The 20,613-nt window shown below is 69.9% G+C and carries 19 protein-coding genes; 6 read left to right on the top strand and 13 right to left on the bottom strand.

Annotated elements, in window-relative coordinates; translation table 11 throughout:
* The 3 genes from Q0116_RS10090 to Q0116_RS10100 all read left to right on the top strand — a co-directional run.
* Positions 1–602, top strand: a 602-nt coding sequence (locus Q0116_RS10090) for a thiamine pyrophosphate-dependent enzyme (protein ID WP_297887605.1), incomplete at its 5' end; no start/stop codon positions are given.
* A gap of 193 nt (positions 603–795) precedes the next feature.
* Positions 796–2,031: a digeranylgeranylglycerophospholipid reductase gene (locus Q0116_RS10095; RefSeq protein ID WP_297887608.1), complete on the top strand. Its 1,236-nt coding sequence runs from the start codon at positions 796–798 to the stop codon at positions 2,029–2,031.
* A gap of 66 nt (positions 2,032–2,097) precedes the next feature.
* Entirely contained in the window at positions 2,098–3,261 is a 1,164-nt protein-coding gene (locus tag Q0116_RS10100; protein ID WP_297887611.1) for an acyl-CoA dehydrogenase family protein, read from the top strand.
* Between the two features lie 39 nt (positions 3,262–3,300).
* Here Q0116_RS10100 and citZ read toward each other — a convergent pair whose 3' ends face one another.
* The 5 genes from citZ to alaS all read right to left on the bottom strand — a co-directional run bounded on the left by citZ (position 3,301) and on the right by alaS (position 10,971).
* Positions 3,301–4,446, bottom strand: coding sequence for a citrate synthase (citZ, locus tag Q0116_RS10105; RefSeq protein ID WP_297887613.1), 1,146 nt, complete (start codon positions 4,444–4,446; stop codon positions 3,301–3,303).
* A 146-nt stretch (positions 4,447–4,592) separates the two neighbouring features.
* Positions 4,593–6,482: a PINc/VapC family ATPase gene (locus Q0116_RS10110; protein WP_297887617.1), complete on the bottom strand. Its 1,890-nt coding sequence runs from the start codon at positions 6,480–6,482 to the stop codon at positions 4,593–4,595.
* A 77-nt stretch (positions 6,483–6,559) separates the two neighbouring features.
* Positions 6,560–7,273 carry a type 1 glutamine amidotransferase gene (locus Q0116_RS10115; protein WP_297887619.1) on the bottom strand — a complete coding sequence of 238 codons (714 nt, stop codon included), beginning with the start codon at positions 7,271–7,273 and terminating at the stop codon, positions 6,560–6,562.
* A gap of 95 nt (positions 7,274–7,368) precedes the next feature.
* Positions 7,369–8,172 carry an alpha/beta fold hydrolase gene (locus tag Q0116_RS10120; RefSeq protein WP_297887621.1) on the bottom strand — a complete coding sequence of 268 codons (804 nt, stop codon included), beginning with the start codon at positions 8,170–8,172 and terminating at the stop codon, positions 7,369–7,371.
* 18 nt (positions 8,173–8,190) lie between these two features.
* Complete coding sequence (gene alaS / locus Q0116_RS10125; RefSeq protein ID WP_297887623.1) at positions 8,191–10,971, bottom strand: alanine--tRNA ligase; 2,781 nt, start codon at positions 10,969–10,971, stop codon at positions 8,191–8,193.
* A 247-nt stretch (positions 10,972–11,218) separates the two neighbouring features.
* Here alaS and Q0116_RS10130 point away from each other — a divergent pair, with 247 nt between their 5' ends.
* Genes Q0116_RS10130 through Q0116_RS10140 form a run of 3 tightly spaced genes read left to right on the top strand, consistent with a single transcriptional unit; the run spans position 11,219 to position 13,650 of the window.
* The gene (locus Q0116_RS10130; protein WP_297887627.1) at positions 11,219–13,078 is read left to right on the top strand and encodes a PAS domain-containing sensor histidine kinase; all 1,860 of its coding nucleotides are present in this window, start codon (positions 11,219–11,221) and stop codon (positions 13,076–13,078) included.
* A gap of 60 nt (positions 13,079–13,138) precedes the next feature.
* On the top strand, positions 13,139–13,417 hold the full coding sequence (srp19, locus tag Q0116_RS10135) for a signal recognition particle subunit SRP19 (RefSeq protein ID WP_297887630.1): 279 nt from the start codon (positions 13,139–13,141) through the stop codon (positions 13,415–13,417).
* A 2-nt stretch (positions 13,418–13,419) separates the two neighbouring features.
* On the top strand, positions 13,420–13,650 hold the full coding sequence (locus tag Q0116_RS10140; RefSeq protein WP_297887633.1) for an H/ACA ribonucleoprotein complex subunit GAR1: 231 nt from the start codon (positions 13,420–13,422) through the stop codon (positions 13,648–13,650).
* Here the strand turns inward: Q0116_RS10140 and Q0116_RS10145 are convergent, their stop codons facing one another.
* From Q0116_RS10145 to Q0116_RS10180, 8 genes are all read right to left on the bottom strand, one after another.
* On the bottom strand, positions 13,651–13,980 hold the full coding sequence (locus tag Q0116_RS10145) for a hypothetical protein (protein ID WP_297887636.1): 330 nt from the start codon (positions 13,978–13,980) through the stop codon (positions 13,651–13,653).
* Between the two features lie 91 nt (positions 13,981–14,071).
* Entirely contained in the window at positions 14,072–15,574 is a 1,503-nt protein-coding gene (locus tag Q0116_RS10150) for an NADH-quinone oxidoreductase subunit N (RefSeq protein ID WP_297887639.1), read from the bottom strand.
* Entirely contained in the window at positions 15,567–17,081 is a 1,515-nt protein-coding gene (locus tag Q0116_RS10155; protein ID WP_297887650.1) for a NuoM family protein, read from the bottom strand. The genes Q0116_RS10150 and Q0116_RS10155 overlap by 8 nt, the downstream gene beginning before the upstream one ends.
* Positions 17,082–17,095: 14 nt before the next feature.
* On the bottom strand, positions 17,096–19,144 hold the full coding sequence (gene nuoL, locus Q0116_RS10160; RefSeq protein ID WP_297887642.1) for an NADH-quinone oxidoreductase subunit L: 2,049 nt from the start codon (positions 19,142–19,144) through the stop codon (positions 17,096–17,098).
* A 1-nt stretch (position 19,145) separates the two neighbouring features.
* Positions 19,146–19,466 (bottom strand): NADH-quinone oxidoreductase subunit NuoK, encoded by a 321-nt coding sequence (gene nuoK / locus Q0116_RS10165; RefSeq protein ID WP_006113013.1) that lies wholly within the window; start codon positions 19,464–19,466, stop codon positions 19,146–19,148.
* Entirely contained in the window at positions 19,463–19,822 is a 360-nt protein-coding gene (locus Q0116_RS10170; protein ID WP_297887646.1) for a hypothetical protein, read from the bottom strand. Before Q0116_RS10170 ends, nuoK begins: the two co-directional genes overlap by 4 nt.
* Positions 19,819–20,085, bottom strand: a complete 267-nt coding sequence (locus Q0116_RS10175) for an NADH-quinone oxidoreductase subunit J (RefSeq protein WP_297887648.1) — start codon at positions 20,083–20,085, stop codon at positions 19,819–19,821. The genes Q0116_RS10170 and Q0116_RS10175 overlap by 4 nt, the downstream gene beginning before the upstream one ends.
* 49 nt (positions 20,086–20,134) lie before the next feature.
* The gene (locus tag Q0116_RS10180) at positions 20,135–20,596 is read right to left on the bottom strand and encodes an NADH-quinone oxidoreductase subunit I (protein ID WP_049931224.1); all 462 of its coding nucleotides are present in this window, start codon (positions 20,594–20,596) and stop codon (positions 20,135–20,137) included.
* Positions 20,597–20,613: the final 17 nt, after the last annotated feature.

Raw genomic sequence — 20,613 nt, forward strand, 5'->3', positions numbered from 1 at the left:
AAGTGATGGTCGCCGGCGGCGACGGCGACGGCTACTCCATCGGCGCGGGCCACTTCGTCCACGCCGTCCGGCGCAACGTCGACATGACGTACGTCGTGATGGACAACCGCATCTACGGGCTGACGAAGGGCCAGGCGTCGCCGACCTCCCGCGAGGACTTCGAGACGTCGACGAGCCCCGACGGACCCAAGCAGCCGCCGGTGAACCCGCACGCGCTGGCGCTCGCCTCCGGCGCGACGTTCATCGCGCAGTCGTTCTCCTCCGACGCGCTCCGCCACCAAGAGATCATCCAGGAGGCCATCGAGCACGACGGGTTCGGCTTCGTCAACGTCTACTCGCCGTGCGTCACGTTCAACGACGTCGACACGTACGACTACTTCCGCGACTCTTTGGTCGACCTGAAGGAGAGCGACCACGACCCGACCTCGCGCGAGGACGCGAAGGACGTCATCCTCGACAACGAGAAGGAGCATCAGGGCGTCTTCTACAAAGACGAGTCGTCGGTGCCGTACCACGAACAGCACGGCGTCGACGAGGACATGTCGGTCCTCCCGGACGGCGCCCCCGAGGGCGCGACCGACCTCGTCCGCGAGTTCTACTGAGCCGCGTCGCGCGACCGATCGAGCGGAACCGGAGCGCCACGGACCCGGCGGCGAACGGCGGCCTCGGTCGCCGCTCGCTGGGCCGCTAATTCCGACCTCTCTCGACGGCCAAAACCGAGGGAAAGAGGGCGTTCGCGCGGAGTTTTCGACGGGTTTCAGCAAGCCTAATTAGGTGGGTCCGTAAGCGTCGTGTATGGTTGATCGCTACGACGTCGCCATCGCCGGCGCGGGTCCGGCGGGCGCGCAGTGCGCCCGCGATCTGGCGACGCGCGACTACGACGTCGTCGTCCTCGAGACGGAGTCCGAAGACGAGTTCCCCCGACAGAGCAACAAGTCGACCGCCGGCACGTTCCCGTCGATGATGTCCTCGTTCGGGATCCCCGACGACGTCGTGATGTCGTACACCGACGACGTCGTGCTGGAGTCGCCCAACGAGTACTACGAGAGCTACCAGCCGGGGGCGGTGTTGGAGTTCGCCGACTTCAAGCGGTTCCTCGTCGCCGACGGCCGCGAAAACGGCGCGGAGTACCGCTTCGACGCGCGTGTCTCGCGGCCGGTCCTCGACGACGACGGCGTCATCGAGGGAGTTCGGTACAACGGCGACGAGGAGGTGTACGCCGACGTGGTGATAGACGCCACCGGCCCCGCCGCGCCGCTCGCGAGCGCGCTCGACGTCGTCGACCTCGAACGCGAGAACCAGGCGATCGGGATCGAGTACGAGATGTCGGGCGTGGAGATGAACCACCCCGACTACGCCGACCTCCGCCGGGCGATGATGCTCCGGTTGGACCACGAGATCGCCCCCGGCGGCTACTCGTGGATCTTCGCGACCGGCGAGGACACCGCCAAGGTCGGCATCTGCTACATACAGAACGACCGCCACCGCGAGTTCGCCGAGGCGGGCAAGACCGTCGACGGCTACCTCGACGACTGGATCGACCGCGACCCGCGGTTCGCCGAGGCGGAACAGATCGACGAGACGGTCCACCGCGGCTCCGCGCACATCCAGCGCCCCGCGCAGATGCACACGGACGGCTTCATCGCCATCGGCGACACCGTGCCGAGCATCGACCCGCTGTGGGGCGAGGGGATCCACAAGGGGATGAAGTCCGCCCGCGCCGCCGCGGCGACCGTCGACCGCTGTCTCACCGACTCGGAGCGGCGCACCGACGCGGAGAGCCTCGCGGTGTACGAGACGCTCTGGCACCGCGACGTCGCGCCGCGCGCGAGGTCGCGGCTGGCGCTCACCGAGCTGCTGTACCTCGCGCCCAACGAGCGGTACGACCGGCTGATGCGCGACCTCCAGGAGACCGACGACGACATCCTCGCGAAGGCGAACCGCGGCGAGAAGGCGGGGATGGCGCGGCTGCTCCACCTCGACGACGTGCCGCTGCTCGCGAAGTACGCGCGCGAGCGGTTCGACGTCTGAGGCGATCCGAGCCGGGGGGCGCCGCCGGCCGAACGGTTTTTGCCGACGCGAGCCGCAGCTTCGTTCATGCTCGATTATGTCGGATTAGAGGCCGACCTCGACGAGGAGGCGCGGCTGATCCGCGACACGGCCCGCCGCTTCGTCGACGAACAGGTCCGACCGGACATCGGCGACCACTTTCAGGCGGGGACGTTCCCGACGGACCTGATACCGGAGATGGGCGAGCTCGGCTTCTACGGCTCGAACCTCGACGGGTACGGCCTGCCCGACGTCTCCGAGACCGCCTACGGGGTGTTGATGCAGGAGCTGGAGGCGTGCGACTCCGGGCTCCGGTCGATGGCCAGCGTCCAGGGCGCGCTCGTGATGTACCCCATCCACGCGTACGGGAGCGACGAACAGAAGGAGCGCTGGCTGCCCGACCTCGGCACCGGGGAGGCGGTCGGCTGCTTCGGGCTGACGGAGCCCGACCACGGCTCGGACCCGTCGGCGATGGAGACGCGCGCGGAGCGCGACGGCGACGAATACGTGCTCGACGGTTCGAAGACGTGGATCACGAACGCGCCCATCGCGGACGTGGCGGTCGTCTGGGCGCGCGACACCTCCGCCGAGGGGCGGCCGGTCCGCGGGTTCCTCGTCGAGACCGACCGCGACGGCGTCACCACCAACGAGATCGACGACAAGCTCTCGCTGCGGGCGTCGGTAACCGGCGAGATCAGCCTCCAGAACGTCCGCGTCCCGGCGGAGAACGTCCTCCCCGGCGTGAGCGGCATGAAGGGGCCGCTGTCGTGTCTCACGCAGGCGCGCTACGGGATCGCGTGGGGCGCGGTCGGCGCGGCCCGCGACTGCTTCGAGCAGGCCCGCGAGTACGCGCTCGACCGCGACCAGTTCGGCGGGCCGATCGCGCGGTTCCAGCTCCAACAGGAGAAGCTCGCGGAGATGGCGACGGAGATCACGACCAGTCAGCTGCTCGCCCACCGGCTCGCCGAACTGAAGGAGCGCGGCGACCTCACGCCCCAGCACGTCTCGATGGCGAAGCGCAACAACGTCCGGATGGCGCGCGACCAGTCCCGCGTCGCCCGCGAGATGCTCGGCGGCAACGGGATCACGACCGACTACTCCCCGATGCGGCACATGGCGAACTTCGAGACCGTCTACACCTACGAGGGCACCCACGACATCCACACGCTGGTGCTCGGCGAGGACCTGACCGGGATCGCAGCCTTCGAGTAGAAAAGCAGCGACCGCGAGGGGAACCGAACCCGTCGACGCTTACCGCTCGTCGATGGGGACGAACTCGGCCTCTTCGGGGCCGGTGTACCGGGCGCGCGGACGGATGAGGCGGTTGTCCTCCTGGTACTCGGCGACGTGGGCGATCCAGCCGCCGGCGCGGCTCATCGCGAAGATGGGCGTGTACATGTCGACCGGGATGCCGAGGGAGTCGTAGACGGAGCCGGAGTAGAAGTCGACGTTCGGCGCGATCCCCTTCTCGACGAGCCCCTGGTCGGTGAGGTACTCCTCGATAGCGGTGGTGTAGTCCAGCCACTTGGTGTCGCCCGACGAGTCGGCGAGGTCGCGGAGCTTCTCTTCGAGGATGTTCGCGCGCGGGTCTTTCACCTTGTAGACGCGGTGCCCGAACCCGGGGATGCGCCGCCCCTCGTCGCGGGCGTCTTTCACCCACTGGACGGGGTCCTTCGAGGAGGCGTCCACCTCGTGGAGCACCTCCATCACGTCCTGGTTGGCCCCGCCGTGGAGGGGGCCGGAGAGCGCGCCGATACCGCCGGTGACGCCCGAGTAGACGTCGGCCATCGTCGAGCCGATCACCATGGCGGTGAACGTGGAGGCGTTGAGCCCGTGGTCGGCGTGGAGGGTGAGCGCCATGTCGAACGTCTCCTCGCTCACCGCGTCCGGCTCGGTCCCCGTGAGCATGTAGAGGAAGTTCCCGGCGTGCGAGAGGTCGGGGTCGGGCGCGACCGGCTCCTCGCCCTGTCGGACGCGCTCGAACGCGGCGAGGACCGTCGGGATCTTCGCCGTGATCCGTCGGCCCTGGCGGAGCGTGGCCTCGCCGTCGTCGGCCCCGTCCGCCTCGTCGTCGTACGCCGACAGCATCGACGTCGCGGTCCGGAGCGCGGCCATCGGGCGCTCCCCGGCGTCCGCGAGCGCGCGGACGGTCTCGATGACGTCGTCGTCCACCTCGCGCTCCGCCGCGAGGTCGGCGGCAAACGCGTCGAGCTCCGCGGCGGTGGGGAGCGAGCCGTGCCACAGGAGGTACAGGACCTCCTCGTAGCTCGCGCCGCGCGCGAGGTCCTCGATGTCGTACCCGCGGTAGACGAGCTTTCCGACCTCGCCGTCGACGTAGCTCAGATCCGACTCCGCGACGAGGACGCCCTCGAGCCCGCGTTTTAACTCATCTGTCATACCACGTCGTTCCGACCACCATCAAAAAAGCGTTATCTTTCAGGAGGGATACGGTACGTCGATCGTGGTACGCCACCGCGTCGAACGACGACGTGACAGCGTTCGGAAACGTCTTGCCTCGGGAGGCGGCGACGCCGGACGTCGGTTCAGCGGGCCGGGACGACCGTCACCGTCCGGTTCCGGTCGATCGCGTCCTCCAACTCCTCGGCGATGGCGGAGCCGCGGGAGACCTGGACCTCGCCGCCGCGACCGACGGTGGCGGTGAAGAGGTACTCGCCGTCGGCGCGCACCTCGACCGTCTCGCCGACCCCGTCGTCGACGTCGATGACGACGTGCCGCGAGGTGATCTCCGGGGCGACCACCGTGCCGCGCTCGGCGCCGACCTGCCCGTCGCCGCTGCCGTTCCCGGCGGCGCCGCCGGCGGGGCCGCCTCCCGAACCGCCGGGCTTCTCGTCGTGCGTGCGGACGTCGATGTCGATCCCGAGGCGGCTCTCGATGTCGGCGATGCGACCGCCGCCCTTCCCGATCACCGTGCCGATGTCCCCCTCGGTGACGTAGACGACCGCCTCGTCGTCGCCGTTCAGCTCCACGTCGACGTGACCGTGCGCGACCGAGCGGATCTCGCGTTCGATCTCCTTTTTCGCGATGCGACCGACGCCGGAGTCGCGGTCCGCCTCGCCGCCCTCCTCGTCCAGCGGGACCGTGACGACCTGCCGGTTGAACGTGTAAATCTCGTACTCCGGCCGCCCGGTCTCGAAGTTCGACACCTGGATGACCGGGCGGGCGAGGTCCTCGGCGGTGAGCCCGGCGGGGACCTTCACCTCGGTGGTCACGTCGTAGACGGTGTGGACCTCGCCGGCCTCGATGTAGACGACGGTGTCGACGATCTGCGGGATCATTCCCAGCTCGACGCGGCCGACGAGCCGCTGGAGCGCGTCGATGGCGCGCGAGGCGTGAACGACGCCGACCATCCCGACGCCGGCCATGCGCATGTCGGAGAACACCTCGAAGTCGTTCGTCTTCCGGACCTCGTCGTAGATCGTGTAGTCGGGCCGGACGAGGAGCAGCGAGTCGGCGGTGTTCTCCATCTCGCCGCCGAGCGCGCCGTACTGCGTGATCTCCGGACCGACCTGGAGGTCGCGCGGCTTCTCCATCGTCTTCACCGCGTAGTCGCTGTCGTTCAAGAACTCCGCGACCGCCTGCGCGAACGTCGACTTCCCGGCCCCGGGCGACCCGGAGATGAGCACGCCGCGCTTCCGCTCCGCGAACCGGTCGCGCAGTTCGTCGGCGAACTCGTAGTCGTCCAAGTCCGTCTTCGCGATGGGGCGGACGGCGGTGATCTCGATGCCGTCGGCGAACGGGGGACGCGCCACCGCGATCCGGTAGTTGCGGAACTGGACGATGTCCATCCCGTCGTCGGAGAGCTCGATGAACCCCTCGTTCGACTGGCGCGCCAGGTCGACGATCGAATTGGCCCACTCGCGCAGCTGCGCCTCGTCGGTGGGCTCGTCCGCGATCTCGACGTAGCGCATCTCGCCGAGCGCCCCGCGCTTCGCCTTCGGGACGGTCCCCGTCTTGAGGTGGACCGACATCGTCTCCTCGGTGAAGAACTCCCGTATCGGCAGCTCGTCGACGACGCCGCGGGCGACCGGCTCGACGTACTCGACGTCCAGTCCCTTCGCGCGGGCCACCTCGGCCTGGACCACGTCGCTGGACAGCAGCGTCGCGTCGTGGTCGGCGGCCAGGTCGCGGATCAGCGCGTCCACGTCGCCCTCGTGGGCGTTCGAGCGGGCGTCGCCGCTGGCGCGCTCGCCGACGTACCGCAGCTCGATCGTTCCGTCGTCGGCGTAGTCGGCGAGCCGCTTGAGTTCGCTGAGCCCGTCCCAGCCGGATTCGAGCCCGTCGTTCGCCTGCGACTCCAGCTCGCCGACGACCGCCTCGGGGACGAACACGGTGACCGACTCGTAGGTCCCGTCCGCGACGCGTTCGGACACGCGGCCGTCGACGACCGCGCTCGTGTCCGGTACTACGTTCATACCCGAGTTGGGGACGGGAACCGTATAAGGGTGTTCGACCGGGGGCCGCGCGCGCACGACCTCGGCGGCCGGCCCGCTCAATCGTCAGCGGCGGTCGGCTCCGCCCCGTCGGCGAGCCGCGCGGCGTAGGCGGTGAAGTTCTCGAACAGCTGCTTCGCCTCGCAGGCGGCGTCGTACGCGGCGGGCGTGATCGAGTCGAGGACCGCGTCCACGCGGGCGTCGCCGATCTGGTCCCGCTTGCCGTCGGTCACCTCGCGGGCGGTGTCGATGTCGTACTCGGGGTGGAACTGGACGCCCCAGCAGTGGCCGTCGCGGAAGGCGTGGACGCCGCGGTCGTTCTCCGCGAGCAGCGTCGCGGACGGCGGCAGTTCGACGACCGCGTCGCCGTGCGTGGTGAAGGCGGTGAACGACTCGCCGATCCCCTCGAACAGCGGGTCGTCGCGCGGCCGGCGGATCTCGTTGTAGCCGATCTCGAACCCGTCCATCCCGGCGACGCGGCCGCCGAGCGCCTCCGCGAGCACCTGGTGGCCGTAACAGACGCCGAGGACCGGCACCTCGGCCTCGGCGGCCGACGCGACGTAGTCGACGAGCGGCGGGATCCACGCCTCGTCCCAGTAGACCGACGAGCGCGACCCCGTCACCACGACGCCGTCGAACTCGGTGTGGTCGGGGAGGTCTCCCGCGACGGCGTCGAACTCGACGAGGTCGGCGTCGAGCTCTCTGCGGAAGTTCCGGCGGGTGTTCGCGCCGTCGTGGGCGGCGTTCAACAGAGCGAACCGGAGACGGGTCATCGAGTGTAGGTTCGGCGAGAGTCACAAAACGGTTGCGGCGCCGGCCGCGGGCCGAGGGGGCTGACGCGGGCGTCGCGGGGCGGACGACGCCGCGACTACTCGAACGCGGCGCTCGCGTGTTCCGCGAGCCACCCGGCGAGCAGGTCGTTGACCGCGGCCGACGCCTCGACCCCGACGAGGTGGCGCGCCCCCTCGACGCCGTGGAACTCCCCGCGCGGGAGCCCCTCGGCGAGCGTTTCGCCGGCCGTGACGGGGCAGACGGTGTCGTCCGTCCCGTGGACGACGAGCGCCGGCGTGGCGACCTCGAAGAGAGCGCCGGTGAGGTCGAACGACTCGACCGCGGCGCGGTGCGCCGCGTACGCCTCGCGGTCGGCGTCCTCCGCGAGACGCCACTCCGCGATCCGCGAGAGCGCGTCCGGGTGCGCCTCCCGGAAGTCGACCGAGAGGAGCCCGTTCAGCGACCCCTCGACCGCGGCCGGGTCGGCGGGGTCGGCCCAGACGCCGGCGGGGTTGTAGGCGTCCCCCGCGGGCGGCGTCCCGACCAAGGCGATACTCGCCGGTCGCGAGGAGTTCGCCGCGGCCGTCAGCGCGACCATCCCGCCGAGCCCGTAGCCGACGAGGTGGGCGTTCCGGACCCCCTCGGCGGCGCACACCGCGTCGACGTCGGCGGCGAGGTCCGCGACCCCGTACGGGCCGGGCGGGGCGTCGGACCGGCCGACGCCGCGCGTCTCCGGCGTGATCACCGTGTGCGGGCCGGCGAGCGCGGCGTGCTGCCAGCCGAACTGCCAGGCGCCGAGCCCGACGTCGCCGCAGAACACGACCGCCTCGTCGCCCTCGCCGGCGTCGGGGGCGTCAACCTCGTACCGGATCTCGGTCCCGGCGTTGGTCGCGTGCGGCATGGTGGCTGACGGGGGCGTTCAGGCCTCCTGGAGGCTTCGGAGGACGTCAGGCGCCGCGTCGAGCGCGTCGTCCAAGGCGTCCGCGTCCGGCCCGCCGCCCTGCGCGAAGTCGGGCGGCCCGCCGCCGCCGCCGCCGACGCGCCCGGCGAGCTCCGAGACGACCTGTCCGGCGTTCACGTCGACGCCGTCGGGGACGCCGACGACGAAGCTCGCGGAGCCGTCCGCGCCGCTGCCGATCACGGCGACCTTCCCGTCGTCGACGTGGGCGTTCGCGGTCGCGCGCAGCTCGTCGGCGTCGCCGTCGAGCCGCTGGATCACCGCGGTCGCCCCGGCGACCTCGACCTCCTCGGCGTCGCCGCCGCCGGAGGCGCGCGCGGCCGCGAGCTCCTCTTTGAGCGACTCGATCTCCTTGCCGCGCGCCTTCCACTCCTCGAAGAAGCGCTCCGCGGTGTCGGGGACGTCGAGCGGGTCGACGTCCAGGACGTCGGCCGCGTCGTACAGCGCGTCCTCAGTGCGCTGGGTCGCCTCGACCGCCGCCGCCCCGGCCGCGAAGACGAGGCGCTCGACGCCGTCTTGGACCGGCTCCGTCTTCAGCAGCTTCACCGCGCCGATCTCGCCGGTCCGGTCGACGTGGGTCCCCGCGCAGGCCTGGACGTCGGCGTCGCCGACGTGGATCAGCCGGACGTTCGTTCCCGGCGGCACGCCGCCCTGATAGAGGTCGAAGCCGTGTTCCGCCTCCGCCTCGTTGCGGTCGGGCCACTCCTGCCGGACCGGCACGTCGTCGCGGACGAGGTCGTTCGCGACGCGCTCGATCGCCTTCACGTCCTCGCGGGTGATCCGCTCGAAGTGGCGCACGTCGAGCCGGGAGGAGTCGATCCCCTTCTGGGCGCCCGCCTGGCGGACGTGGTCGCCGAGCACCTCGCGGGCGGCGTGCCCGACGAGGTGCGTCGCGGTGTGGTGCGCGCGCAGCCGGTCGCGGCGGTCGCCGTCCACCTGTCCGCGGACGAACTCGCCCTTGCCCGGGTCCGCGTCCGTCCGGTGGAGCACGACCCCGTCGACCTCCTGGACGTCGTCGACGTCGACGGTGGTCTCGCCGACCGTGAGCTGGCCCCGGTCGGCCGGCTGGCCGCCGCCCTCGGGGTAGAACATCGTCTGGTCCAAGACGACGTCGTACCCCTCCTCGGCCTCCAACACGTCGAGGACGACCGCCTCGAACTCCGTGCGCCCCTGGTCGTCGTAGAACAGCTTCTCCGTCTCGGGGAGGTCGGCGAGCCGCTCGTCCCGCTCGTCGGTCCCGGTCGCGCCGTCGCCCTCCTCGTGGCGGTCGGCGACGAGCGCGTAGAAGTCGTCGGGGACGTCGACGGTCGCGCCGCGGTCGTCAGCGATGTCGGCGACCATGTCGGGCTGGATCCCGTGGGAGTCGTACAGTTCGAGCAGCTCCCCCGTCGGGATCGGTTCGCCGGTGCCGGCGTACTCGTCGGCGAGCTGTTCGACCTTCCGCGCGCCGCGCTCCAGCGTCCGCTCGTACTTCCGCTCCTCGCTGCGGACGATCTCGCGGATCGTGTCGCGGTTCTCGTAGCCGAGCCGCTCGGCCTGCATGTCGACCAGCTCGTCGAGGGGCGCGTCGACGCCGACCTCGTCGACGAGGCGCTTCATCCGGCGGAGCACCATCCGGGCGAGGTAGCCCGTGCCGACGTTCGACGGGACGATCTCGTCGCCGAACATGTACGCGAGCGTGCGGGAGTGGTCGGCGATCGCGTAGATCGCTTCGAGCGGTTCGACCAGCTCGCGCAGCCGGTCGACGTCGACGTCGAGCCGGTCGGCGATCTCGCCGCGGGCGGCCTCCACGTCGTCGACGTCGTCGATGTCGAGCCGGCCGGAGAGCTTCGCGGCGCGGTGAACGATCTCGCGTTCGGCCTCGGTGTGTTCGACCCCGGCGTTCTCCTTCAGGAAGTCGATCGCGTCGGGGTAGACGGCCTCGTACACGGTCGCGGTCCCCTGGCTCATCCACGTCCACCGCTCTAACCCGTACCCGGTGTCGACGATGTACGTGTCCATGAACGAGTACGAGTTCCCGTCCTTCATCTCGTAGTCGCCCTCGGGGTCCTGCTCCATACACATGAAGACGAGCGTCGCCAGCTCGGCGCCCTTGTAGATGACCTCGATGGCGGGGCCGGCGTTACCGCCGCCGACCCACGGGTCCTCGATGTAAGTGATCTCTTCGAGGTCGGCGCCGAGGCTCTCGAACAGCTCGTCGCAGTACTGAACCGTCTCGTCTTTCCAGTACACCTCGCCGTGGTAGGCGTACTCGTCCTCGTCGACCTCCTCGCGCGTGTTGAACGCGTGGTGGGCCATCATCTCGAACGCCATCGTGTGCCGGCCCGTCTTGCCGACGTTGTCGATGTCCTGCATCCGGATACAGGGCTGCGAGATGGTCAGCGGGTTCGCCGGCGGCGGCGTCTGCCCCGACGTGACGAGCGGCTGGAAGTCGTAGATCGACGCCTGCGTCAGGAGGACGTCGTCCCGCCACCGGTTCGCGGCGACCGGGTACGGGTCGATCCGCTCGTGGTCGTTTGCCTCGAAGAAGGAGAGGAACGCCTCGCGCATCTCCGACAGCGAGTGTTCCTCCGGGAAGCCCGGGTCGTCGATGAAGCTGTAGTCTTCGCAGGGCGGCTCGCCGCACAGTTCGCGGTCGGCGTCGCGGGTCCAGAAGTGCGCGCCGCAGGAGGGACACTCCTTGCGCTCGAACCCCTCCTCCTCGAAGTAGTCGAGACGGTACTCCGCTTCGAGATCGCTCATTACACGAACGTGGCCCGTGTTGCTCCAAAAGGGTTCCGGGGTCGGTCGTCGCCGCCGGCGCGACCGCGATCGGGTCGGCCCTGACCGGGGAGCAAGGCGGCCGTGACCGGGGGAACGACGCGGCCGCAATCGGGGGAAACGAGAGGGACGGAAACCGACGAGCACGCGCCCGAGCGCCGCCGGATCGGCCGCTCGCGGTGACCGGTAAGAAGACTTATGTTCTCGCCGTAAGCTATCATCTACCAACGTGACTTCTGCGTTGGACGAGCGCGGGTCGGTCCTCGTGCTCGCCGCCGGCTCCGGACTCGCGGAGAGCGTCGAGCGGTCCCTCGGCCCCGACGGCCGCGACTCCGCGGACGCCGACGTCGAGACGCACGCCGCCTCGCCAGGCGGCGTCGACGAGAGGCGTCTCGCCGAGGCCGACGTGACGGTCGTCGTCGACGAGGCCGGCCTCGAGCGGGTCCGGTCGGTCGAGCGCACCGGGTCCGTGGTGGCGTTCGCCGACGGCCCGACCGGGCGGGTCGCGACCGACCCGCTCGTGGACGCGGTGGCGGCCACACCGGAGGCGCTCTCCGAGACGGTCTCGTGGCTGATCGCCCGGGGCGAGCGGTCCGCCGTCCGGTCGGAGCCGACCAGGACCCCGTCGAGGGTGGAACAGCTCAACGCCGGCATGGCGGAGCTCGCCGCCGTCCGGTCGGTCGACGAGGCGTACCGGGCCGCCGTCGCGGTCGCCGAACAGGTGTTCCCCGGGTACCAGAGCGTGGTCGCCGTCCGCGACGGCGAGTGGGTCGAGCCGGTGGTCGCCTCCAGCGGGACGCCCGTCGACGACTGTAACCGGGTCCGCGTCGGCACCGGCGTGGCCGGCACGGCCGTCCAGACCGGGAACGTCTCCATCGCGCCGAACCCGAACCCCGAGAGCCGGTTCGACACGCTCCTCACGGTGCCGGTGGGCGACGACGTCGTCTTCCAGCTCGCGGCCGCCGACGGCGACGGGGAGTTCGACGGCGTCGACCGCCGGCTGGCGGAGCTGCTCGCCTCGCACCTCGAGGAGACGCTCGACCGACTGGCCGTCACCGAGACGCTCCGAGCCGAGCGCGACCGCCTGCTCGCGCTGTTCACGAACGTCCCCGACCCTGCGATCGCCTACGACTACGTCGACGGCGAGCCAATCGTCCGGCAGGTGAACGACGCCTTCGAGTCGACGTTCGGCTACGAGTCGGAGACGGTGCTCGGCGAGTCCATCGACGACTACATCGTCCCCCCCGACGCCGGCTCGGAGGCGGAGGACCTCAACGAGCAGCTCCGGCGCGGCGAGAACGTCCGCCGGGAGGTGACGCGGGTCACGGCCGACGGCCCGCGCCACTTCATCCTCCACGTCATCCCGATCCACCTCGACGCGTCGAACGCGGCCGGCTACGCCATCTACACCGACGTCACCGACCGCCGGGAGCGCGAGGAGACGCTGCGGCGACAGAACGAGCGGCTCGACGAGTTCGCCTCGATCGTCTCGCACGACCTCCGAAACCCGCTGTCGGTCGCAGAGGGGTACGTCAACCTCGCCCGCGACACCGGAGACGTCGACCACCTCGACCGGGTCGCGGACGCGCTCGACCGGATGGACGAGCTCGTCGGCGACCTCCTCTCGCTGGCGCGGGAGGGGCGGTCGGTCGGCGAGACGGAGGCCGTCTCGCTGGCGGACGCGGCGCGCGAGGCGTGGAGCGGCGTCGACACGGGCAACGCGACACTGACCGTCGAGGACGACGAGACGCTGGAGGCGAACCGGACGCGGCTGCGCGAGCTGTTCGAGAACGTCTTCCGGAACAGCGCCGAACACGGGCGCGACGCCCCGGACGACCCGCTCTCGGTCCGGGTGGGGCCGATGGCGGCAGACGAGAGCGACGAGCCCGCCGGCTTCTACGTCGAGGACGACGGGAGCGGCCTCCCCGACGACGCCGACCGCGTGTTCGAGAGCGGGTTCACGACCGACGAGTCGGGGACCGGGCTCGGGCTGGCGATCAGCGAGCAGATCGCCGAGGCGCACGGCTGGACCGCCCACGCGCTCACCGGCGAGCGCGGCGGGGCCCGCTTCGAGTTCCGCACCGCCTGACCGGCGGCCGACTGCGCGCCGGTCCGAAACGACCTTACGCCGCGCGCGAGGGGATCCGATATGGTCGAGAACGTCGTCTACCCCGCCTACTTCGACGCCGAGCTGTCGCGCTCGGAGGGACGCCGCGTCCCGACGGATCTGGCGGTCGAAGCGCCGACCGTCGACGAGATCGCGAAGGCCGTCCAGCAGGTCGGCTACGACGCCGTCGTCGAGCGCGACGCCACCTACTCGCGGGAGTTCGAGGCCCGCGGCTCCGTCGTCGTCAAGGGGACCGAAGACACCGCGAAGAACGACTTGGTACAGGCGATCGCCGCGTACCTCGGCGTCCTCCGGGAGTAACCGTGCGGCGCGTCGGCACCGTCGTCCGCACCGCGGGGGGGCTCGCGATCGCCCGCGGCGACCCGGACGCCGATCCGCCGCGGATCGGCGCGAGCGTCGTCGACGAGTCGCTCTCGACGGTGGGCCGCGTCGTCGACGTGTTCGGCCCGGTCGAGCGGCCCTACGTGGCGGTCACGCCCGGCGACGGCGTCGGGCTCGCCGCCCTCGTCGGCGGCAAGCTGTACGCCCGGTAGCTACGCGTCGCTCGCCTCGGGGTCGGCCCCCTCCGCCGGCCCGTCCGCCGCTTCCTCGTCGACGGCCACGTCGAAGTCGGCGAGCGTCTTGTCCGTGCGGGCGAGGCGCTCGGCGACGAGCAGCTTCTCCCGCCGCTCCAGCCGCTCCCAGTCGAACTCCGCCGGCGGCGACGCCTCGAGCGACTCGAACCGCTCGATCACCGCCTCGTTGGCGAACCGCTCGAACGACCCGCAGTTCGGGCACGTCATCGAGAGGTGCGAGGTGTCGAACGACCGGGTGACGGCGTGATCGAGACAGTTCAGACACCGATAGCTGCGCGTGCGAGACACGTATCCACGAACGGTCCGAAGGCAGGAGAATCTGTGGCTTCCGGGCGGGACGTCGGGGATCGAAACGCCGGCCGAGGGTCGGCCGCGGCGGTCAGAACAGCGCGGACGCCGCCGCCTCGGCCGTCTCGATGACGGGGCCGAAGCCGGGCAGCAGCAGCACCGTCGCGACCGCCGCGAAGACGACCGCGGCGTACAGCGCCGTCGGCCGCACGTCGACGGCGTCGAGCGCGGTCGGCGACGCGGGGTCGTCTAGGAACAGCGCCTTCACGACCCGGCTGTAGTAGTACAGCGACACGACGCTGTTTATCGCGCCGAGCCCGGCGAGCCAGACGAAGCCGTTGTCGATGGCCGCCTGGAACAGGAAGTACTTCGAGAAGAAGCCGGCGAACGGCGGCAGCCCCGCCAGCGAGAACATGAACACGGCCATCGCCACGGAGGCGACCGGCGCGCGCCGCCAGAGCCCCGCGTAGTCGGCGAAGGTCCGACCGACGCCCCACCGCTCCGCCATCGCGACGAAGAGGAACGCGCCGGTGTTCATGAACCCGTAGACGAGCAGGTGCGCCATCGCGGCGCCCATGACGGTGCCGTTGGCCGGCCCGTCGACCGTGAGGGCGGCGACGCCGATGAGCGCGTACCCGGCGTGACCGATCGAGGAGTAGGCCAACATCCGCTTGACCTCCTCCTGGACGGCGGCCGCGAAGTTCCCGAGCGTCATCGTGACGGCCGCGAGGATCGCGAACGCGAGCATCCAGTCGACGTTCGCCGACACGGCCATCTCAAGCGGGAACGCCTCGGTGAACACGCGGAACGCGACGACGAACCCGGCGGCCTTCGAGGCCGACGAGAGGAACGCGCTGACCGGCGCGGGCGCGCCCTCGTACGCCTCCGGCGCCCAGAAGTGGAACGGGACGGAGGCCGTCTTGAACGCGACGCCGCCGATCATCATCACGATGCCGACGCCGAGGACGCCCGTGAGCCCCTCGATGGACGCCGACGCGATGTCGGCGAGGATGAGCGACCCCGTGGCCGCGTACACGAGCGAGATGCCGAACAGGAAGATGGCCGACGAGAGCGCGCCGACGAGGAAGTACTTCAGCCCCGCCTCCACGCTCCCGCGGTTCTGCTTGAGGTACGCGACGAGCACGTACGACGGCAGCGACACCATCTCTAGGGCGACGAACACGACCGCGAGCGAGTTCGCGACCGCGAGCAGCGCCATGCCGGTCGCGGCGAACGTCACGAGCGAGTAGAACGCGGCCGGGTTGACGCCGTCGTCGAAGTAGTCGTGACCGGCGACCAACACCAGCGCGGTCACCGACGCGAAGATGGCCGTGAAGAACAGCCCCAGCGTGTCGACCTTCACCGCGTCCGAGAACAGGTAAACCGCGCCGGCGTCCGCGCTCCCCACGCCGGTCGCGGTGAGCCAGACGGTGGCCGCGAGCGCTGCGAGCGACCCGACGGCGCCGACGATCGCCATCGACGTGTTCGAGCGCGCGTCGGGGCGGATCGTGTCGACCAGCAGCAGCGCGAGACCGGTGGCGGCGAGCAGGAGCGCCGGCAGCAGCGCCGTCACGCCGGGCAGACCGTTAACCATCGATCGTCACCCCCTCGACCACGGGCAAGGCAGCGTCGCGGATCATCTCGAAGAAGATGTCGGGCGCGACGCCGAGCACGATGATCGCCACCAGAAGCACCGCGAGCGGGGCGACGTCGTGGAACGCCGCGGGGCCGACCTCGTAGTCGGTCTCCAGGTCGAACGGACCGAACAGCGTGCTCTGCATCGCCGACAGCAGGTAGCCGGCGACGATGACGATGCCGAACATCGCGAGCGCCGTGAACACCGGCGCGTACGGGAGCGCCGGCGCGGACAGCGAGCCCACGAAGATGAAGAACTCGCCGGCGAAGCCGGCCATCAGCGGGAGCCCCATGTAGCCGAACGCGCCGGCGACGAGGATCCCGACGGTGACCGGCATCCGGTCGGCCATGCCGGCCATGTCGCCGACCATCCGGGTGTGGGTGGTGTTGTAGATGACGCCGACCGCCATGAACATCAGCCCCGAGATGAGCCCGTGCGCGACCATCTGGAACGTCGCGCCGCCGACCCCGTACTCGGTGAAGACGATGAGGCCGAGGATGACGTACCCCATCGACGAGACGGAGGAGTAGGCGACGATCCGCTTGAGGTCCTTCTGTGCGAGCGCGAGCATCGCGCCGTAGATGACGCTGATGACGGCGATCGCCGCGATCGGGACCGCGAGCATCGACGCCTGGTCCGGCAGCATCGTGAAGTTGAACCGCAGCAGCGCGTACGTCCCCATCTTCAGGAGGACGCCCGCCAGGAGCACCGACGCCGGGGTCGGCGCCTGAACGTGGGCGTCCGGCAGCCAGGTGTGGAACGGCACGATCGGGACCTTCACCGCGAACCCGAGGAACATCGCGAGGAACGCGAACAGGGCGACCGTGTCCGGCGGGATGCCGAACCACTCGCCCAGGCCGCCCGCGGCGACCGCCTGCGCGATCTCGGGCAGGGCGAACGAGGACACCGAGTCGCCGAGTGCGAACACGAGGCTCATGAACCCGATGAACATCAGCAGCGACGCCGCGTTCGTGTAGACGAAGAACTTGATCGCGGCGTACTTGCGGCGCGGGCCGCCCCAGATCCCGATGAGGAAGTACATCGGGACCAGCACGGCCTCCCAGAAGACGAACCACAGGAAGAAGTCGAGCGCGGCGAAGACGCCGAGCAGGTTCGCCTCCATGAACAGCATGAGCCCGTAGAACTGGCTCTGCCGCGAGTCCACGGGCGTCCACGCGCTGACGATCGCCAGCGGGACGAGGAACGTCGTGAGCACGAACAGCGGGAGGCTGATCCCGTCGACCCCGACGAACCACGAGACGCTGCGACCGCCGACCTCGAGCCACTCGATCTGGGTCGCGTACGCGATGTCGCCGCCGAGCAGCGCGTTGCCGCCGGCCTCGAAGCCGGACCACAGGTAGAGGCTCCCGACGAACGGGATCAGGCTGATCGCGAACGCCAGCCGCCCCGCCCACTCGTCCGGCGCGAGGAACACGGTCAGCGCGCCGACGAAGGCGGCCGCCATGAGCGCTTCGAGTATCACAGGAACCACCCCCCGGTCGCGCCGAGCACGAGCAGCAGCGCGACGAGGCCGAAGGTGAGCAGCGCGGCGTACTGCGAGACGACCCCCGACTGGAGCTGGCGGATCCGTCCGCCGCCGGTGAGGCTCACCGAGGAGACGGCGTTCACGACGCCGTCGATGATCCCCTGGTCGAAGGTGTTCGCGCCGCCCGCGACGTCTTCCGTCCGATACGCGAGCCAGACCTGCAGTTCGTCGAGGTAGTAGTTGTTGTACAGCACGTCTTTGATGCCGCCGAGCTTGGCGGTGTGTTCCGTCGGCGACGCCACGTTGTAGAGCCGCCAGGCGAGTCCGAGTCCGAGCAGCGCGAGGCCGAGCGAGACGGCCGCGCCGACGAGGACCGTGCCGACCTCACCGCCGACGAGGTACCCGCTGCTGTACGGGCTCAGGTCGGCGTAGTGGTGCGAGGAGAGGCCTTCGATGCCGCCCCAGTGGTTGTCGAGCCACAGGTGCAGCAGGTCGATCCCTTCGAGGCCGAGCACCTTCTGGACCGGCACCATGTTGATGAAGCCGGTGACGACCGCGAGCGAACCGAGGACCGTCAGCGGTCCCTTCACGTTCCAGCGGACGGGAACGGGGTCGCGCGCCGTGTCGCTCCGCGGCTCGCCGTGGAAGGTGAGGAACACCATGCGGAAGGTGTAGAACGCGGTGACCGGCACCGCGAGCAGTCCCATGACGTAGCCGCCGAGCAGCAGCGGGTCGTTGAGGCCGTGGACGAGCGCCTCGTAGAGGATCTCGTCTTTCGACCAGAAGCCAGCGAACGGGAAGATGCCCGCGAGCGCCAGCGACCCGGCGAGGAAGGTGTAGTAGGTGACGGGCATCTTCGACTTCAGCCCGCCCATGTCCCACATGTCCTCGTTGTGGTGCATCGCGATGATGACCGACCCGGCGCCGAGGAACAGCAGCGCCTTGAAGAACGCGTGGGTGGTCAGGTGGAAGACCGCGGCCACGTACCCGCCCGAGCCGAGCGCGAGCATCATGTAGCCGTACTGCGAGATGGTGGAGTACGCGAGCACCTGCTTCAGCTCGTCTTTCACGAGCCCCATCGTCGCCGCGAACAGCGCCGTGAAGCCGCCGATGAAGGCGATGACCGCCAGCGTCGTCGGGGTCAGCACGTAGAAGCCGTACATCCGCGCGACGAGGTAGACGCCGGCCGCGACCATCGTCGCGGCGTGGATGAGCGCGGAGACGGGCGTCGGGCCCTCCATCGCGTCGGGGAGCCAAGTGTGAAGCGGGAACTGCGCGGACTTCCCGACGACGCCGCCCAGCACGAGCAGGCCGACGATCGTCAGCCACGTCCCGAGCTCGAGGTCGCCGGGGGTCCACGCGACCGAGCCGGAGCCGTTGAGCGCCGCGTCGGCGAGCGCCGGGAACGACTCGGGGCCGGCGAACTGCGCCGTCCCGAAGGTGGCGAACACCGCGACGACGCCGACGAGGAAGAAGTAGTCGCCGAAGCGGGTGACGAGGAACGCCTTCTTCGCCGCCGACGGCGGGCCGGGCTCCCGGAAGTTGAAGCCGATGAGCAGGTACGAGCACAGCCCGACCAGCTCGAAGAACATGAACGCCATCAGCAGGTTGTCGGCGACGACGAAGCCGAGCATCGAGGCCGTGAACAGGCCGAGCCCGGCGTAGTAGCGCGGGAGGCCGGTCTCGCCTTCGTCGTTCATGTAGCCGAGCGAGAACACGTGGACCAGAAGCGCCACGAGCGTCACGATGACGAGCATCAGCGCCGACAGCGGGTCGATCAGGACGCCGAACGTGAGTTCGATGTCGGTCGGCCCGATCCCCGCGCCGCCCTCGCCGGCCCAGTAGTACAGCGTCTCGTTGTACGCCCGTCCGCCAGCGACGGTGGCGGCGACCCAGATCGACAGCAGGAACGAGCCCGCGGTCGCCGCGATGCCGCCGAAGGCGCCGCCCTTCGGGAGGTACCTCCCCGCGCCGAGCGCGACGAGGAACGAGAAGAACGGGAGGAGGACGATCGCCGGGACGTATGCGAATGCGTTCACCATCTTACCACCTCATCTCCGCGGGAACGGTTACGTCAGTCGTGCCGAAGTTGCGGTATAACACGAGTATGATGCCGATGCCGATCGCGACCTCCGCGGCGGCGAGCGCGATGACGAACAGCGCGAACACCTGCCCGGTGAGGTCGCCGTAGTACAGCGCGAACGCGACGAAGTTGATGTTGGCCGCGTTCATCATGAGCTCGACGCTCATGAGGAAGTACAGCACGTTCCGCCGCGTCAGCACGCCGAACAGCCCGATACAGAACACCGCCGACGCCAACAGTAGGTACCACGTCGGCGGGATCGAAGACGCGACGGCGGTCACTGCCGGTCACCCCCGTCGCGGCCGCCGTCGGTGAACGCCCCGCCGACCGCGGAGACGACGGACCCGTCCTCCTCGCGCTTCGCGAGGTAGACGGCGCCGTCGACCGCCACGTCGAGCGCGACCGCGGCGATCAGGAACGCCGCGAGGAACCCCTCGGCGGGGACCGTCGCGACGTCGTACGCGCCGAGGTCGAAGAGGGCGTACCCGATGTTGTGGACGATGGAAGCGTCGGCCGGGAACCCGGCTGGCGCGGCGTCGAACGTCGCCGCGTTGATCGTCGCGACGAAGACGGCGAACAGTGCGCCCACGGCTATCGCGGGCAGGATCCGCGACCCGCGGCTCTCGTCGTCGCTCACGCGCTACTCACCTCCGTGTCCGTCTCAGATCGCGTGAGCATCACGGCGAACGTGACTAGAATGAGGACCCCGCCCACGTAGACGAGGATCTGCATGGCGGCGATGAACTCCGCCCGCAGCATCACGTAGTGCACCGCGACGCTCGTGAGGGCTCCGCCCAGAAGCAGCGCGGCGTGGAACACGTCGCGCGCCAGGACGACCCCGAGGGCGAACGCCAGCGTGACCGCGGCGAACAGCCCGAACGCGATGGTAGGATAAACCATTGTGTTTGTCTCCTATGAGAACCCCTTTGAAGATTTCGAGACGAGCCCGCTACTGGTAGTCGACCTCGCCGTCGCCCTCCCCGATCCACGCGCCGCGATCGGGATTGCGGGACTCCAGCGGGTCGATACCCTTGTACCACGGGACGTTCTTGAGCTGTTCTTTGTTGAACACGAAGTCGTCCTTCGTGTCCGCGGTGAACTCGAAGTTCTGGGTCAGCAGGATGGCGTCGACGGGACAGACCTCCTCGCAGAGCCGGCAGTAGATACACTGCCCGATGTGGAGGTTGTACTGCTCGCCGTTGCGCTGGTCGTCCTGAACGATCTGGATCGTGTCGTTCGGGCAGACGTTCTCGCACTGCCGACACCAGATACACCGCTCCTGGCTGAACTTGTGGACCCCGCGGAACCGGGGGCTCACTTCGGGCGCGTCCTCCGGGTATTCCACCGTGAACGTGTTCCCGTCCAGCGCGTGCTTCATCGTCGTCGCCATGGATTTCATGAGTCCAATCATGTTACGCGATCACCCCC

Source organism: uncultured Halorubrum sp. (genome assembly GCF_937146585.1).
GTDB lineage: Archaea > Halobacteriota > Halobacteria > Halobacteriales > Haloferacaceae > Halorubrum > Halorubrum miltondacostae.

Bases quoted from the DNA above. Each gene is read 5' to 3' on its own strand.
- Q0116_RS10095 (WP_297887608.1), top strand. From the start codon at position 796: ATGGTTGATCGCTACGACGTCGCCATCGCCGGCGCGGGTCCGGCGGGC.
- Q0116_RS10100 (WP_297887611.1), top strand. From the start codon at position 2,098: ATGCTCGATTATGTCGGATTAGAGGCCGACCTCGACGAGGAGGCGCGG.
- citZ (WP_297887613.1), bottom strand. From the start codon at position 4,446: ATGACAGATGAGTTAAAACGCGGGCTCGAGGGCGTCCTCGTCGCGGAG.
- Q0116_RS10110 (WP_297887617.1), bottom strand. From the start codon at position 6,482: ATGAACGTAGTACCGGACACGAGCGCGGTCGTCGACGGCCGCGTGTCC.
- Q0116_RS10115 (WP_297887619.1), bottom strand. From the start codon at position 7,273: ATGACCCGTCTCCGGTTCGCTCTGTTGAACGCCGCCCACGACGGCGCG.
- Q0116_RS10120 (WP_297887621.1), bottom strand. From the start codon at position 8,172: ATGCCGCACGCGACCAACGCCGGGACCGAGATCCGGTACGAGGTTGAC.
- alaS (WP_297887623.1), bottom strand. From the start codon at position 10,971: ATGAGCGATCTCGAAGCGGAGTACCGTCTCGACTACTTCGAGGAGGAG.
- srp19 (WP_297887630.1), top strand. From the start codon at position 13,139: ATGGTCGAGAACGTCGTCTACCCCGCCTACTTCGACGCCGAGCTGTCG.
- Q0116_RS10150 (WP_297887639.1), bottom strand. From the start codon at position 15,574: ATGGTTAACGGTCTGCCCGGCGTGACGGCGCTGCTGCCGGCGCTCCTG.
- Q0116_RS10155 (WP_297887650.1), bottom strand. From the start codon at position 17,081: ATGGCGGCCGCCTTCGTCGGCGCGCTGACCGTGTTCCTCGCGCCGGAC.
- nuoL (WP_297887642.1), bottom strand. From the start codon at position 19,144: ATGGTGAACGCATTCGCATACGTCCCGGCGATCGTCCTCCTCCCGTTC.
- Q0116_RS10175 (WP_297887648.1), bottom strand. From the start codon at position 20,085: ATGGTTTATCCTACCATCGCGTTCGGGCTGTTCGCCGCGGTCACGCTG.
- Q0116_RS10180 (WP_049931224.1), bottom strand. From the start codon at position 20,596: ATGATTGGACTCATGAAATCCATGGCGACGACGATGAAGCACGCGCTG.